11 protein-coding genes are annotated in these 15,486 nt (G+C 72.8%); 10 read left to right on the plus strand and 1 reads right to left on the minus strand.

Annotated features, from left to right (window positions below):
* Positions 1-49 precede the first annotated feature (49 nt).
* The 6 genes from Q9R08_RS14080 (at position 50) to Q9R08_RS14105 (ending at position 8,401) form a co-directional block, all read left to right on the plus strand.
* On the plus strand, positions 50-2,422 hold the full coding sequence (locus Q9R08_RS14080; RefSeq protein ID WP_308868727.1) for a beta-galactosidase: 2,373 nt from the start codon (positions 50-52) through the stop codon (positions 2,420-2,422).
* Positions 2,419-3,723 (plus strand): glycoside hydrolase family 27 protein, encoded by a 1,305-nt coding sequence (locus Q9R08_RS14085; RefSeq protein WP_308868728.1) that lies wholly within the window; start codon positions 2,419-2,421, stop codon positions 3,721-3,723. Before Q9R08_RS14080 ends, Q9R08_RS14085 begins: the two co-directional genes overlap by 4 nt.
* A gap of 206 nt (positions 3,724-3,929) precedes the next feature.
* Positions 3,930-5,132 (plus strand): Gfo/Idh/MocA family protein, encoded by a 1,203-nt coding sequence (locus Q9R08_RS14090; RefSeq protein ID WP_308868729.1) that lies wholly within the window; start codon positions 3,930-3,932, stop codon positions 5,130-5,132.
* 14 nt (positions 5,133-5,146) lie between these two features.
* Positions 5,147-6,364: a dihydrodipicolinate synthase family protein gene (locus tag Q9R08_RS14095; protein ID WP_308868730.1), complete on the plus strand. Its 1,218-nt coding sequence runs from the start codon at positions 5,147-5,149 to the stop codon at positions 6,362-6,364.
* A complete protein-coding gene (locus Q9R08_RS14100) occupies positions 6,361-7,242 on the plus strand; it encodes a sugar phosphate isomerase/epimerase family protein (protein WP_308868731.1) in 882 nt (293 codons plus the stop codon). Before Q9R08_RS14095 ends, Q9R08_RS14100 begins: the two co-directional genes overlap by 4 nt.
* A gap of 10 nt (positions 7,243-7,252) precedes the next feature.
* The gene (locus Q9R08_RS14105) at positions 7,253-8,401 is read left to right on the plus strand and encodes a dienelactone hydrolase family protein (protein ID WP_308868732.1); all 1,149 of its coding nucleotides are present in this window, start codon (positions 7,253-7,255) and stop codon (positions 8,399-8,401) included.
* 165 nt (positions 8,402-8,566) lie between these two features.
* Here the strand turns inward: Q9R08_RS14105 and Q9R08_RS14110 are convergent, their stop codons facing one another.
* On the minus strand, positions 8,567-10,870 hold the full coding sequence (locus Q9R08_RS14110; RefSeq protein ID WP_308868733.1) for a beta-L-arabinofuranosidase domain-containing protein: 2,304 nt from the start codon (positions 10,868-10,870) through the stop codon (positions 8,567-8,569).
* Between the two features lie 105 nt (positions 10,871-10,975).
* Between Q9R08_RS14110 and Q9R08_RS14115 the strand changes: the two genes are divergently transcribed.
* From Q9R08_RS14115 to Q9R08_RS14130, 4 genes are all read left to right on the plus strand, one after another.
* Positions 10,976-12,010, plus strand: coding sequence for a LacI family DNA-binding transcriptional regulator (locus tag Q9R08_RS14115; RefSeq protein WP_308868735.1), 1,035 nt, complete (start codon positions 10,976-10,978; stop codon positions 12,008-12,010).
* A gap of 92 nt (positions 12,011-12,102) precedes the next feature.
* A complete protein-coding gene (locus tag Q9R08_RS14120) occupies positions 12,103-13,116 on the plus strand; it encodes a LacI family DNA-binding transcriptional regulator (protein WP_308868736.1) in 1,014 nt (337 codons plus the stop codon).
* Positions 13,117-13,242: 126 nt separating this feature from the next.
* Positions 13,243-14,961, plus strand: coding sequence for a CHAT domain-containing protein (locus Q9R08_RS14125; RefSeq protein WP_308868737.1), 1,719 nt, complete (start codon positions 13,243-13,245; stop codon positions 14,959-14,961).
* Positions 14,962-15,087: 126 nt separating this feature from the next.
* Complete coding sequence (locus Q9R08_RS14130) at positions 15,088-15,435, plus strand: CU044_2847 family protein (RefSeq protein ID WP_308868738.1); 348 nt, start codon at positions 15,088-15,090, stop codon at positions 15,433-15,435.
* Positions 15,436-15,486: the final 51 nt, after the last annotated feature.

The raw sequence follows: 15,486 nt of genomic DNA on the forward strand, positions 1-15,486 counted from the left end.
CCGCATCTCCTCCCCTGATCCCCTCCTCCCCCGCCGATCGGAGACCCTGATGCTGCGAGTGGACGCGACCCGGCCGGGGCGCGACGAGCTTCGGCCCGCCATGGCGAACGTCGAGGACCGGCGCCGCGGGCTCGCGGTGACCAGCCGCAGCCTGCTGCGGAACGGGCGGCCGTGGCTGCCGGTCTCGGGCGAGTTGCACTATACGCGCGTGCCGAGCGAGCGGTGGACCGAGCGGCTCCGCCTCATGCGCTCGGGCGGCGTGTCGGTCGTCTCGACCTACGTGCCCTGGCTGCACCACGAGCCCGTGCGCGGTCAGGCGCGGTTCGACGGACGATTCGACGTCGGCGCGTTCGTGGACGCGGTGCGGGCCGAGGGTCTCGAGATCGTGCTGCGGATCGGCCCCTGGGTGCACGGCGAGATGCGCAACGGCGGACTGCCCGACTGGGTGCAGCACGCGGCGGTGCGCCATCGCACCGATGACCCCGCATACCTCGACCTCGTGCGCGAGTGGTTCGCGCGCATCGCGGATGCCCTCGCCGGGCGGTGCACCCCCGAGAACGTGCTGGCGATCCAGCTGGACAACGAGCTCTACGACCAGCCCGGTCACCTTGCCACCCTGAAGCGGCTGGCACGCGAGGCGGGCCTGTCGGCACCGCTGTGGACGGCGACCGCATGGGGCGGCGCCCAGCTCCCCGACCCCGAGGTGCTGCCGCTCTGGGGCGGCTACGGCGACGGGTTCTGGGTCGACCCGGGCGCCCCGTGCGACCCCACCTTCCGCGCGCACTACTTCTTCTCCGACACCTGGGACGATCCCGGCATCGGCGCCGACGTGCGCGGCGCCGACGATGCCTCGACGACCGGCCGCGCCGAGCTGTCGCCGTGGTTCCCCGCCGCCACGTGCGAGCTGGGCGGCGGCATGGCGACGGCGTACCACCGGCGGCCGCGGCCCGACGCCCGTGACATTGCGGCGGTCGCGCACGCCAAGCTCGGCAGCGGCTCGGCCTGGCAGGGCTACTACATGTACGCCGGCGGCACGAACCCCGGGCCCGGCCTCGAAGAGACGCAGGCCACCGACTACCCCAACGACATGACGCGGCTGAGCTACGACTTCCATGCGCCGATCGGCGAGTCCGGCCGTGCAGCGCCGAGCCATGCGGCGCTGCGACGCCAGCATGCGTTCATCGAGGCGTTCGGCGAGCGGCTCGCGCCCCTGCCGTCTCATCTTCCCGACGTCCGCCCGGCGGGAGTCGAGGATGCCGAGACCCTGCGCTGGGCCGTGCGCGTCGACGACGGCTCGGGGTTCCTGTTCATCGGGTGGCATCAGCCGCATGTGCCGCTTCCGACCTGCCGCGGTGCGCGGTTCCGCGTCGAGACCGCCGGCGGCGCGGTCGAGCTGCCCACCGCTCCGGTCGACATCCCCGCGGGGACGCTGGCCCGCTGGCCGCTCGGGCTCGAGCTGGGCGGCGTCACCGTCGACTGGGCGACAGCCTCCGCGCTCACCGTGCTTCCCGCTGCGACCGGCGACGGCGCACCCACGCTGGTGCTGATCGAGGATGCCGGCATCCCCGTGGAGCTCGCACACGACGGTTCCACTCACCGCCTCACCCCGGGAGCGGCGCCGCTGCGCATCGAGGAGCCGCAGGGCGCCGCGCTCGACGTGCTCGTCCTCGCCGCCGACGCCGCCGACCACGTCTGGGTCGTCGACGCCGCCGCCGGCGGGCGGCGGCTGCTCGTCGGCGCCGGCGAGGTGACGTGGGATGCCGACGGCCGGGTCGCCGTGCGGGCGAGCGGCGCCGAGCCCGATCTGCGCGACTATCGCGGTGGCGCATGGCGCGACCTCGAGTGGGAAGCCGCCGACGCCACCGCCGCTCAGCGTTCGGCGGTCGGCAGCACCTCGGCACCTGAGCGCGGCCCGCAGCCTGAGCGCGCGGCATCGGTCCCCATCCGGCTGGTACGCCCCGAGACGATGCCGTCGGGTGACTACGGCTCGCGCGACGGAAGGCAGGCCGCACCTCACGATGCGGTGCTCGACGCCCACGCCGCGGTGTACCGCCTCGACGTGCCCGAAGCGTTCGACGACGATGCCGTGCTGCGGGTGCAGTGGGCCGGAGACGTCGCGCAGCTGCGCGTGGACGGGGTCACGGCGACGGACCGGTTCTGGGACGGGTCGGAGCTCGTCGCGAACCTGCGCGACATCGGAGCCGGCCCGGCGACCCGCGTCGAGCTGCGCGTCCTGCCGCTGCGGACCGACAGCCGCGTGCACCTGCCGGCCGACGCCGCCGCCCGGCTGGCGGCATCCGACCGCGCACTGTGCGAGGTCAGCGCCGCCCGGATCGACGAGCGCACGCTGTGGACCGAGAAGACCCCGCCGAGCGGAAACCCTGAACATGTCGCTGACGACAGGAAGACGAGAGAGCGATGACGCTGCGCAAGACCGCCACGCCGCCGATGGGCTGGAACAGCTGGGACTCGTACGGCACCACCGTCACCGAGGCGGAGGTGCTCGCCAACGCCGAGTTCATGGCGGAGCACCTGCTGCCGCACGGCTGGGACACGATCGTGGTCGACATCGACTGGGCCGATCCCACGGCGCGGTCGCACGGGTACAACGAGACGGCGCCGCTGATCATCGACGGCTTCGGCCGCCTGCAACCCGACCCCGCGCGGTTTCCGAGCTCCGCAGACGGCGGGGGCTTCGCGCCGCTCGCCGCACGCCTGCACGCGCTCGGCCTCAAGCTCGGCATCCACGTGATGCGCGGCATCCCTCGCGTCGCGGTCGCCGCGGACGTCCCGATCGCCGGGACCGACGCCACGGCGTCGCAGATCGCCGACCCGGCGAACGTCTGCGAGTGGAACCCCCACTACCTCGGCCTCGATCACGCGCATCCCGGCGCGCAGGCGTACTACGACTCGTGCGTCGCGCAGTACGCCGAATGGGGTGTCGACTTCCTCAAGGCCGACGACATGCTGTGGCCGTACCAGGTGCCCGAGATCGAGGCCTACTCGCGCGCCGTGCAGCGCGCCGACCGCGACATCGCGCTCTCGCTCTCGCCCGGCCGCGACCTGTCGGCCGCGCACCTGGACCACCTGCGCGCGCACGCCACGATGTGGCGCGTGTGCGACGACGTGTGGGACCGCTGGGATGACATCGAGCCCAACTTCGCGCGCCTCGCCCGCTGGGCGCCGCTCGGCGGACCCGAGGGCTGGCCCGATGCCGACATGCTGCCGCTCGGACGCATCGGACTGCGCGCAGAGCGCGGCGAGCCCCGCGAGGGTGCGCTCACGCTCGCCGAGCGCCGCGCGCTCGTGACGCTCTGGGTGATGGCGCGGTCCCCGCTCATGATCGGCGGCGACCTGCCCACGAGCGCGCCCGAGACGATCGCGCTGTTCACCAACGACGAGGTGCTCGAGATCCTGCGCGACTCCGCCGGCAACCGCGAGCTCCTGCGCGAGCGGGACCTCGTCGTGTGGACCGCGGCACGCGGCGACACGCGCTGGACCGCCGTGTTCAACACCGGCGACGAGGCTCGGGAGGTGCCGTTCGACACGCGGTCGCTCGGCCTCGGTCCCGCGCCGGCCCGCGTGGTGGACGTCTGGAGCGGCTCGGACGTCTCCGTCGAACCCGTTCACGTGCAGTCGGATGCCGCGCGCGGCGTCGCGCCCGGCAGCTCGGTCGTGCGGCTCGCACTGGAGCCGCACGGCTGCGTGCTGCTGCGGGCCTGACCCTGGCTCGCCTGTCGCGAGTCGTGTCGACTCTCTACCGTGACAGGCGCGCAGACCGACGCCCGGCAGCACAGACCGGTCGCGACCGGAAAGCGCTTGCGCGGCATCCGATCGCGTGGCACACTACTGGAAAGCGTTTACCCGCATGTGTCGCTGAACCGCACCGCCGGGTACCCACGAGCCTTCAGAGAAGAAAGCAGGACCCCGTGACTGACACGACACTCGCCCCGGCCTCGGCCGAGGCCTCCGCCCGCCCCGCCGTGCGTGAGATCGGCATCATCATGAACGGCGTCTCGGGCCGCATGGGCTATCGCCAGCACCTGGTGCGCTCGATCCTCGCGATCCGCGACCAGGGTGGCATCGAGCTCGCCGACGGCACGAAGGTGACCGTCAAGCCGCTCCTGGTGGGCCGCAGCGAGGCGAAGCTCGCCGACCTCGCCGCCAAGCATGGCATCGAGGACTACACCACCGACCTCGACGCCGCACTCGCCGACCCGCGCTGGGAGATCTACGCCGACTTCCTCGTGACCAAGGCGCGTGCGTCGGCCCTGCGCAAGGCCATCGCCGCGGGCAAGACCATCTACACCGAGAAGCCCACGGCCGAGACGGTCGAGGAGGCCCTCGAACTCGCCAAGCTCGCGCAGGAGGCCGGCGTGAAGACCGGTGTCGTGCACGACAAGCTGTACCTCCCCGGGCTGCAGAAGCTCAAGCGCCTCATCGACTCCGGCTTCTTCGGCCGCATCCTGTCGGTGCGCGGCGAGTTCGGCTACTGGGTGTTCGAGGGCGACTGGCAGCCCGCCCAGCGGCCCAGCTGGAACTACCGCGCCGAGGACGGCGGCGGCATCATCGTCGACATGTTCCCGCACTGGAACTACGTGCTCGAGAACCTGTTCGGCGACGTCAAGACCGTCTATGCGCAGGCCGCCGTGCACATCCAGGACCGGTGGGACGAGAAGGGCGAGCACTACACGGCGACCGCCGAAGACGCCGCCTACGGCATCTTCGAGCTCGAGGGCGACATCGTCGCGCAGATCAACTCGTCGTGGACCGTCCGCGTGAACCGCGACGAGCTCGTCGAGTTCCACGTCGACGGCACGCACGGGTCGGCCGTCGTCGGCCTGTTCGGCGCGAAGATCCAGCACCGCAACGCGACGCCGAAGCCGGTCTGGAACCCCGACCTGGCCGACGACCACGACTACGACGCGGACTGGGCAGAGGTTCCCACCAACGACGTGTTCCAGAACGGCTTCCGCCAGCAGTGGGAGGAGTTCCTCGAGTCGTACGTGCTCGGCACCGAGTACGAGTTCGACCTGCTCTCGGGCGCGCGCGGCGTGCTGCTCGCCGAAGCCGGCCTGCAGTCGAGCCGTGAGGGCCGCAAGGTCGAGCTGCCCGCACTGTCCCTGGACTGAGCAGGGATCGCCGGATGCCGCAGCTCACACTCCTCTCACCCGACGGCGCGACCTCGACGGTGCAGCTGAACGAGTCCCCGGGCTACACCAAGCCCGAGGGCCCGCTCCGCAGCCGCGTCGCCTACGCCGCCGCGCACGTCGTGCCCCAGACCTGGGCCGACAACACCCCGGGCCGGCCGGCCGAGGTCGACTGGGACGCCACGCTCGACTTCCGCCGCGCCGTGTACTCGTGGGGACTCGGCGTCGCCGATGCCATGGATACCGCCCAGCGGAACATGGGCCTCGACGCCGCCGCCACGCGTGACCTCATCGCCCGCTCGGCGCAGGTCGCCCGCGAAGAGGGCGGCTCGGTCGTCGTCGGTGTCAACACCGACCATGTCGACGAGGAGCGCATATCGATCGACGAGGTGATCGACGCCTACAAGGAGCAGCTCCACTTCACCGAGGAGCAGGGCGCCGGCCCGGTGCTCATGGCCTCGCGCCACCTCGCCCGTGTCGCGGAGTCGGCCGACGACTACCGCCGTGTCTACCGCGAGGTGCTCGCGTCCGCCACGACCCCGGTCGTGCTGCACTGGCTCGGCACCGCGTTCGACCCGTCGCTCGAGGGCTACTTCGGCTCGCCCGACTGGCGCGACGCGTCGGCGGTGCTGCTCGAGATCATCGAGGAGAACGTCGACAAGGTCGCGGGCGTCAAGATGAGCCTGCTGGATGCCGCCTCCGAGGTGTCGGTGCGCGAGCGCCTTCCCGAGGGCGTGCGCATGTTCACCGGCGACGATTTCAACTACGTCGGGCTGATCGGCGGCGCCGACGTCCCCGAAGCGACGCAGCCCGACCGCGATGCGGCGAGCGCACGCCAGCACTCCGACGCGCTGCTCGGTGCCTTCGCCGCGATCACGCCGGTCGCCTCGGCCGCGATCCAGGCGCTCGACGCCGGCGACCCGGCACGGTACCTCGAGATCCTCGGCCCGACCGAGGAGCTCAGCCGCCAGGTCTTCGCCGCGCCGACGTTCTATTACAAGACCGGCGTCGCGTTCCTGTCGTGGCTCAACGGCCACCAGCCGGCGTTCCAGATGGTGGGCGGCCTGCACTCGGCCAGGAGCCTCCCGCACCTGTCGCGCATCGTCGAGCTGGCGAACGCGTCGCTCGCCCTCGAGCGGCCGGAGCTGGCGATGATCCGCTGGCACGGCATGCTCCGCCACAACGGCGTCGACGTTCCCGGGGTGATCGCATGAGCAGCGTTGATCCCCGCCTGTCGATCAATCAGGCGACCATCAAGTACGCCGACCTCGCGACCGCGCTGCGGGTGACCGCCGAGGCGGGCGTCTCGGCGATCGGCCTGTGGCGCGAGCCGGTGCAGGAGGTCGGCCTGGCCACGGCGGCGTCGATGCTCACCGACTCGGGACTGCGCTTCACGACGCACTGCCGCTCGGGCTTCTTCACGATGCCCGAGGGCCCCGCCCGCCGGGCGTCGATCGACGACAACCGCGTCGCGATCGAAGAGGCGGCGACGCTCGCCGCCGCGGGCGCCGAGGGCTCGACCGCGATCCTCGTGCTCGTCGCCGGCGGCCTGCCCGAAGGGTCTCGCGACCTGGTGGGTGCCCGCGAGCGGGTGCGTGATGCGATCGGCGAGCTGGTTCCGGATGCCGCCGCCGCCGGCGTGACGCTCGCGATCGAGCCGCTGCACCCGATGTACGCATCCGACCGCTGCGTCGTCTCGACGCTCGGTCAGGCGCTCGACATCGCCGCAGACTTCGACCCGGCCGTCGTCGGCGCGACCGTCGACACCTTCCACATCTGGTGGGATCCCGACGTGCTGCCCTCGATCGCGCGCGCCGGTCGCGAGGGCCGCATCGCCACGTATCAGGTGTGCGACTGGAAGACCCCGCTCCCGGCCGACGTGCTGCTGGCCCGCCACTACCCGGGCGACGGCGTCATCGACTTCGCCTCGCTCACCACTGCCGTCGAGGCGACCGGCTACGACCGCGACATCGAGGTCGAGATCTTCAACGAGGAGATCTGGGCCACCGACCCGCTCGTCGCCGTGCAGCGCACCGCCGCCGGGTTCGCGGCATCCGTGTCGCCGCATCTGCGTGCCCGCGTCGCACGCTGAACCCGAACGCATGAGCACAGGAGCGCTCGCGGGGTACGACGACTGGCCGGCGTACCTGGCGGGCGCTCCGGCGTTCGTGCCCGTCGACGCCGGCGAGGCGGCGATCGCGCCCGGCAGCGCGGTTGTGGACGAGCGATCGTCAGACCGCCGCGTCCTGGTCGACGTGCTGGGGGTCCGTGCGGCGACCGCCGGCGACGTGCGGGTCGAGCGCGAATGGGTGGTCGACGATGTGCGCGGCCGCCTGGTGTCGTGGTCGCTCGGGTTCGGTCCCCGCACCCACGCCTATCTGCTCGAGCCCGCCGAGAACGACGGCGATCTGCCCGGCGTTCTCGCGCTGCACGCCCACGGCGGTGTGCGCTCGACCGGCGCCGAGCAGCTCGTCGACACCGGCCGCGCACCGCATCCGAGCGCCGCCCGCCTGCGCGCCCGCGGCTACGCCGGCCGGACGCCCGCCAATGACCTCGCGCGCGCCGGCTTCGCGGTGCTGGCGCCCGATGCCTTCTCGTGGGGCAGCCGCGCGTTCGACCTGTCATCACCGCCGGACGTGCTGGCGCGGCTCGGTGCCGCGCTCGACGCACTCCACCGCGAGCGCGGCGAGACGCTCTCGGACGAGGAGCGCTTCGACGAGCTCTCATCGCTTCACGAGTACGGCCTCGCGAAGGCCGCCGGAGCGCTCGGCACGAGCTTCGCCGGGGCCGTCGCGACGGATGATCTCGCAGCTCTCGAGGTTCTCGCCGGATGGCCGGGAGTCGACGCCGCACGCCTCGGCGCGCTGGGCTTCTCGGGCGGCGGCGGGCGCGCGCTGTTCGTGGCGGCGCTGGACGGTCGGGTCGCGGCATCCGTCGTCTCCGGCATGATGGCGATGTCGGCGTCGCTGGTTCCCGACTACCTGGACACGCATTCGTGGCTGCTGCACTCCCCCGGCCTCGCCAGCCGCTTCGACCTGCCCGACCTCGCCGCCCTGGGTCGCCGGGTGCTCGTGCAGTACGGCGAGCACGACGAGCTCTTCCCGCCGCAGGGGATGAGGGATGCCGACACCCGCCTCCGCGCCCTGCTCGGCCGCCGCTACACCGGCGCCTGGCACGACGCCGGCCACGAGTTCACCGCCGCCATGCAGGACGAGGCCCTGGCGTACCTCGCGCGGACGCTGCGCTCCTGATCCTCGGTGCGGTGTTCGGGCGGGTCTTCGGTCTTCGGTCTTCGGTCTTCGGTCTTCGGTCCAGCTTCACCAGGAACCCCCGCCGGGAAGCCTGCGACTCCCGGGCAGCACGCAGCGGCCGGACGCCCGCCGGTTCTCGCCTCTCCGCGGCAGCCGCAGGCGAGGTCAGCGGTCCGAGGCCGCCGACAGCAGGCGCAGCTCCCGCAGACGCGGCGTGATCGCTCCCGCCGCCTCGATCCGCACGGCAACCTCCACCGTGCCTGTCGCCGACCCGAGAGCCACCTCGCGCGTCGCGTCGCCGGTGCCGGCGGGCACCGGCTCGTCGAGCACCACCCGGTCCCCCACCGACACGCGCAGGCGCGCTTCGTCATCGCCGCCGAGCCACGAGACCCGCAGTGCATCGGCCGTGCCGCTCCAGTCGCGCAGCGTCAGGGTGAGCGCGCCGCGCGTGCGGCGCCAGCGGGCGTCGCCCTGCACGCCGATCACCTCGTCGGATGCCGCGAGCCCGTGGTCGGACTCCGGCTGCTGCTCGCCGAACCCGACGACATCACGCGTGCGGGCCTCGATACCCAACGACGCGGCGTCGATCCGCTCGAGCTCGGAGCGGCGAGCGGCGACGGCGGCGGCATCCGTCGCCTCCGCGACGGGCCACGACACCGTGTAGCGCGCGTCGTGGATGCCGGCGAACGGCTCCAGGTCGACAGCACCGCCGCCGGCGACGGGAACACGGAGGCGCCCCGACGCGAGGCGCACGGCGCGGTCGAGCGCATCGGCGGTCAGCACCGGGGTGTCGGCGAGCGCGCGCAGCGGACCGACGGCGATGTGTCCCATCCGCGCGCCGCTGCCGCGGTAGGCGACAGCGTCGTCGGGCTCGCGCCGCGCCAGCACGTCCGGGCCGTCGACGATCCACGCCCAGTCCGAGCCGTCGGCCGGGCGCTCGAAGCGCAGCCGCCGTGGCAGCGCGAACCGCAGCAGCGTGACGCCGGCCCCGACCTCGACGTCCAGCCGCCTCCCGGCCGCCGCACGCCGGTGTCCGGCATCCGCCCTGCTCTCGATCTCGACGACCGCCGCGCCCTCGACCCAGTCCGGGACGAGGACCGCGAGGCGCGTCGGTCGCGGCGCGCGCACCTCGACGGTCGCGTGGACCACCGCGGGATCGGCGCCGTCATCGACGGTGATGGCGATCTCGGTCTCGTCGAGGATCGCGTGGGACGGCACGAAAGCGTTCACGCGCACCTCGCCCGGCGATGTCGCGTAGACGAGTGCGCCGTGGCGGGACTGCGCCTCGAACCCCGACCCCATGCAGCACCAGAAGCCCTCGGCGTCGGGCGAGTAGACGCGGTAGTGCGCGGGGCGCTGCGGGGTGAAGTACACCAGGCCGCCGTGCTGCGGATGCTGTGCCGAGCGCAGATGGTTCGCCCGCGCCCGCTCGGCCCATGACAGGTAGGCGTCGTCGCCGGTGAGCACGTGCAGCTCGGCGGCGAGCTTGATCATGTTGTAGGTGTTGCAGGTCTCGGGGCCCTCGCGCGCGATGAACATGCTCGAGAAGTCCGACGCGAAGTGCTCGCGTACGCTGTCGCCGCCGATCGCAGCGCTGCGGTGCCGTGCGACGCGGTCGAAGAAGACTCGCGCCGCCGCTCCCTCTCGCGCGGCGACGTCGGGCACGAGCTCGGGCGCCACCTCCCGCGCCGCGCGCTCGATCGTCGCGAAGCCGACGGCGACCGGGATCTGCGTGTTGGCGTGCAGTCCGTCGAGCTCGTCTCGGCCGGCCGCGAGCGGCTCGACGAGCCCGCGGCGCGCGAAGCGGCGCGCGAGGCGCAGGAATGCGCCATCCTGCAGCACCATCGCCAGGCGCGCGAACGCCTCGGTCATCCCGCCGAACTCGCACTCGAGGATGCGCTCGAACGTGTCGTCGTCGAGGTCGCCGGTGACGTGCACCCACCAGGCGGCCAGCTCGACGAGCGTCTCTCGTGCGAGGGGGTCGTCGGTCAGCTCCACCGCGTCGATGAGACCGGCGAGGACCTTGTGCAGGTTGTACAGCGGCACCCAGCGCCCGTTGAGGTGGAACGCCCCGACGTCGACGCGCCCGGTGCGCAGCTCGTCCCAGAGCGCCGCGCCCTCGGGCACTCCCCCGACGTACCCCGTGCCGGTCGCGAGCTGGCACTCCCGGATGCCGCGCACCAGGGTCCGCGCGAGGTCCGCGGCCGCGGCATCCCCCGCCGCCGCGAGGGTGCTCGCGGCTGAGAGCACATGGCCGGCGGTGTGCCCGTCGAGACCGTCGGACTCCCACCCGCCGTAGGAATCGGCGCGCGCGGGCAGGCCCGCCTCGCGGCGGAACGGCGCCAGCAGGCGCTCGGGATCCAGTCGCTGCAGCGTCGCACTGACGCTGCGCTGCGCCTCCAGATCGGCACCCGGCGCGAGGCGCACATGGGCGGCCGGCGCGAAGGCCGGGGCGACGGTGCGGGACATGGCGCTCCTTCGAGCCGACGACGGTCGCTGCTCCGGAGGAGCAATGCGGGGAAACCGTTTCCCAATCTATCGGCCCAACCGGACACAGGGCCTAGACTCTGGCCTGTGAGCGACACCACGGCGCCTGCCCGAGGCGCAGCAACCCTGCACGACGTCGCGCGCGCGGCCGGCGTCTCGCTCGCCACCGCCTCGCGCGTGCTCAACGGCTCGACCCGCAAGGTCGCCGAGAGCTACCGCGAGCGGGTCGAGGCCGCCGCCGAGCAGCTCGGCTACACCGCGAACCTGTCGGCCCAAGCCACCGCGCGCGGCACCTCCGCGATCGTCGCGCTCCTGGTCGCCGACATCGCCGACCCGTACTTCGGTCAGCTCGCCTCCGGCGTCGCCCGCGGCGCCGACGAGGCCGGACTCGTCGTCACCATCGCGATCACCGAACGCGACCCGCAGCGCGAGGTCAAGCTGGTGCGCGCGCTGCGCGGCCAGCGCCCGCGAGGGCTCATCCTCGCGGCATCCCGCGTCGAAGGACCGGACGCCGTGGGCCTCCAGGGCGAGCTCGACGCGTTCTCGAACATGGGCGGCCGCGTCGTCGTCGTGGGACCGGGAGGCGGCTCCGCCCGCTCGGTGGCCGTCGACAACCGCGGCGGCTCCGCGGCGCTCGGCGCCGAGCTCGCGGACCTCGGCTACCGCGATGCGATCGTGGTCGCGGCGTCCGAGGGCATCCGCACCTCCGACGACCGTCTCGCCGGCTTCACCGAGGGCTTCACCGCGGCGGGCGGCGTGATCCGCGAGGTGCGGCGTGCCGGTTTCACCCGCGACGCGGGCTACGCGGCGGCATCCGACCTCCTCACCGGCGACGTCCCCGCCGGCACACTGATCTTCGGCATCAGCGACGTCGTGGCGATCGGCATCATGTCGGCCGTCCGCGACGCCGGGCGCCAGGTCGGCGCCGACATCGCGGTCGCCGGCTTCGACGACATCGCGACGGGCCGCGACATCCGTCCGGGCCTGACGACGGTGCGCGTGCCCCTCGAGGATCTCGGCTACCAGGCGCTGCACGCCGCGACCGACCCGGAATGGACCCCCGGCGAGCCGCAGCTGCCGCTCGAGGTCATCGTGCGCGGCAGCACCCCGCCGCGCGGCTGAGGTCGGGGGGCGGGGACGCCCACCGGCGCCCCCGCCGGGTCGGGAAACGTTTCCGGGTAGGCTGAGCGCGCCGAGACCCCAAGGAGACACGGATGCCTCGACCGCCCCGCGCCGACCGAGCGACGCGCGTCACGATCGCCGACGTCGCCGCCCGAGCGGGCGTGTCGCTCTCGACGGTGTCCCGTGCGCTGAACGGCAATCCCACGGTCGACCCGAAGCTCGCGGAGCGGGTGAAGGAGGCCGCAGCGGCCCTGGACTACACCGCGAGCCCCGTCGCGCGAAGTCTCGTCCTCGGTCGCACCCAGACCGTCGCGGTCATCGTGCCCGACCTCGGCAACCCCACGTTCCAGGCGATCCTGCGCGGCCTCAGCCACGCGGCCGCCGCCGACGACTACCACGTGCTCGTCGCCGACTCGGCGGAGTCGGTCGACGAGGAGCGGGTGCTGGCGGGCGCGACGCGGCGGCGCACCGACGGCGTCATCCTGTGCTCTCCGCGCCTCCCCCAGGACGAGCTCGACCGGCTCGTCGGGGGCCTCCGGCCCGTTGTGCTGATCAACCGCGCGTCGGGCGAGGTCCCCTCGGTGCGCGCGGACTACCGCGCGGCACTGGCGGCAGAGCTCGCCCACCTCCACGGGCTCGGGCACCGGCGCATCGTCTTCCTCGCCGGTGCTCCGGGCAGCGTCGCGAACGCGGCGCGCCTCGAAGCGATCGCGGCGTTCGTCGCCGAGCACGCCGACACCGAGGTCGCCGAGATCGCCTGCGGCGTCGACTTCGAGGCCGGCGCCGCCGCCGGTCCTGCTGTGCTCGCCTCCGGCGCGACGGCCGCACTCGCCTTCAACGACCTCGTGGCGATGGGTCTCCTCAGCGCTGTACAGGACAGCGGATGCCGCGTGCCCGGCGACCTCTCCATCGTGGGGTTCGACGACATCCCGTTCGCGCGGTACACGACACCCCCGCTCACGACCGCGGCCGTGCCCGCGACCGAGCTGGGGGTGCAGGCATGGGCGCGCATGCGCGATCTTCTCGAAGGCGCCGAACCGGGGCATCCGCTCACGGTCCTGCCGGAACTGACGGTGCGCGGCACCACGGGCCCGACCTCGGCGTGATCGTCGTCGGCCCGAGAGCCCGGGCCGTCGCGCCCCGGTGAGGTGTGGAGCTGTCCCTGCGCGAGCGAGGGTACGGCCGCACGGGCCTCTGTTGCGGGTGCAGGTGGGGCGGGACAATGATCGCAAATGGACCCCGCCGTGATGGAGCTGGAGATCGGGCCCGGACCTGAGCCGGGCTCATACGTCACCCGTGTGCTGCGGTCCGTGGGCGGCGGCGAGCCGAGTGAGACCTTCAGGCTCGACCTCGACGAGCTCGTGGATCGCCGGCCGCTGCTCGAGGCGAGTGTGCTGGCGTCAGCGGTGTCGGCCCGGCGCGTGCTGTCGGATACCGAAGCGGTGATCCAGGACGTCGGCCGGCGACTGTTCGACGCGGCGTTCGCGGGAAGCGTCGCCACCGCTTACCGCACGAGCATCGCCGTCGCGTCGGAGCGCGGCCACAGCGTACAGATCTCGCTGCGCCTGACCGCGCCGGGACTGGCCGCGCTGCCGTGGGAGGCGCTCTACGATGCGGACACGCAGCGCTACCTGTGCCGCAAGGAGCCGCTCGTGCGCAACGTCCCCGCGCCGCACACCCCCGTCCTTCAGATCACTCCCCCGTTGCGGGTACTCGGCATGATCTCGTCGCCGCGCGGCCTTCCGATGCTGGACGTGGAGCTCGAACGAGCGCGGCTCGAGGAGGCGCTCGAGCCCCACATCGCGGATGGGCGCGTGGAGCTGAGCTGGCTGGAGGACCTCACCTGGGACGGGCTGCATGCGACGCTGCTCGAGGACGCATGGCACGTGCTGCACTTCATCGGTCATGGCGCCTACGACACCGCCACCGACGAGGGCGTGCTGGCATTCGTCGGTCGCGACGGACGGGCGGACTATGTCACGGCATCGTCGCTGGCCGACCTCCTGGACGAAGCAGAGCCCACCCCGCGCCTGGTCGTGCTGAACTCCTGCCAGTCTGGTACGGGCGGTCCCACCGACCTGTTCTCGGGCACCGCCGCAGCGCTCGCCCGCAGCGGCATCCGCGCCGTGGCCGCCATGCAGTTCTCGATCAGCGACACCGCCGCTCTCGCATTCTCGCGGGCGTTCTACACCGCGTTGGCTCACAACCGCGGGATCGACGAGGCCGTGCGCAGCGGCCGGATCGGCATCCTCGGCGCCGGTCGCGGCACCCTCGAGTGGGTCACGCCCGTGCTCTATCTGCGAGGCGACGCCCACCTGTTCGACCTGGGACCTGTAGCTGCAGACCGCGGCCAGACACCGCTTCCCCCGGCTCGAGCCGAGGAGACCGCTCAGGCGCCAGTCTCCACTGCCGAGCGGGTACAGCCGGGGGCCGACACCACCCCTGACACCCCACGGCGGTGGACGAGGTGGGGGCGCTGGGCGATCGTGGGCGGGGCGGTGGTGCTCGCCGTCGGAGCTGGTCTCGCTGTCGCGGCAGCGCTCGGGCTGAACCTGTTCGGCGGCGACCCGGGCGGGTCCGGCGGTTCGGACAGCACGGCCGAGCTCGCGGTCCCGCTCGACGTCGACTGGGTGGACGTCGGGCTCTACTGCACCCTCGGCGACGAAGTCGTGATCGAGGTGAGCGGGCGCGGATGGCTCGACGAGACACCCGAGTCGCAGATCGGTCCCGACGGCCTGACGGGCGGCGAGAGGCCGGAGTGGCGGGTGCTCTCCGACGCCAACACCGCCTCCGTCATCGGCCGGCTGAGCACCACGCCGGAGATGTTCGCTGTCGGCACGGGGACGACCTATATCTGCCCAAGCCAGGGCGACCTGCAGCTCGGCATCAACGACACCGACCTGGCGGACAACAGCGGCGAGTTCGGCGCCGTCGTGACCCTCAACCAGTAGTGCCGGAGGCCGCGCCAGTGCACCGCTCGGGAGCGGCCCAACGCCGGCCCCGTTGCGCACTCCCGGCGAACGCGGGACGCTCGACGCGAAACCGCGACCGTCCGTCGCGGGTGAGGGGGGTGCGGCATGGCCGACAACCTGGTGGAGTTCCCGCTGGCCGACGGCGGATCGGTAGTGGTCGCCACGAGCCGTCCCGGCGGCGGACAGGACCCGTACGGGCCCATCCTGCGGGGTCGCGTCTCAGAAGCGGTGGTCACTCAGGCGAGCGAGTCGTTCGAGAGCGTGGTCAAGAGGGTGCAGCCGGCCGCCGTCGCCGTGCTGGACGCGGCGCGCTCGGGCCCACGCCCGCCGAGCGAGGTCACCGTGGAGTTCGGGATAGAGATGTCGGCGGATCTCGGCGCCGTCATCGCTTCCACGGCCGTCCAAGCGAACTTCAAAGTAACCATCACGTGGCAGCGCGACGGATCAGGCTGATCGCATCGCACCGACGCTTTCGCGGGGTGCACACGGCTTCATGGTACTCTG

Origin of the sequence: Microbacterium psychrotolerans (genome assembly GCF_031085295.1) — a bacterium.
GTDB classification, from domain to species: domain Bacteria; phylum Actinomycetota; class Actinomycetes; order Actinomycetales; family Microbacteriaceae; genus Microbacterium; species Microbacterium psychrotolerans.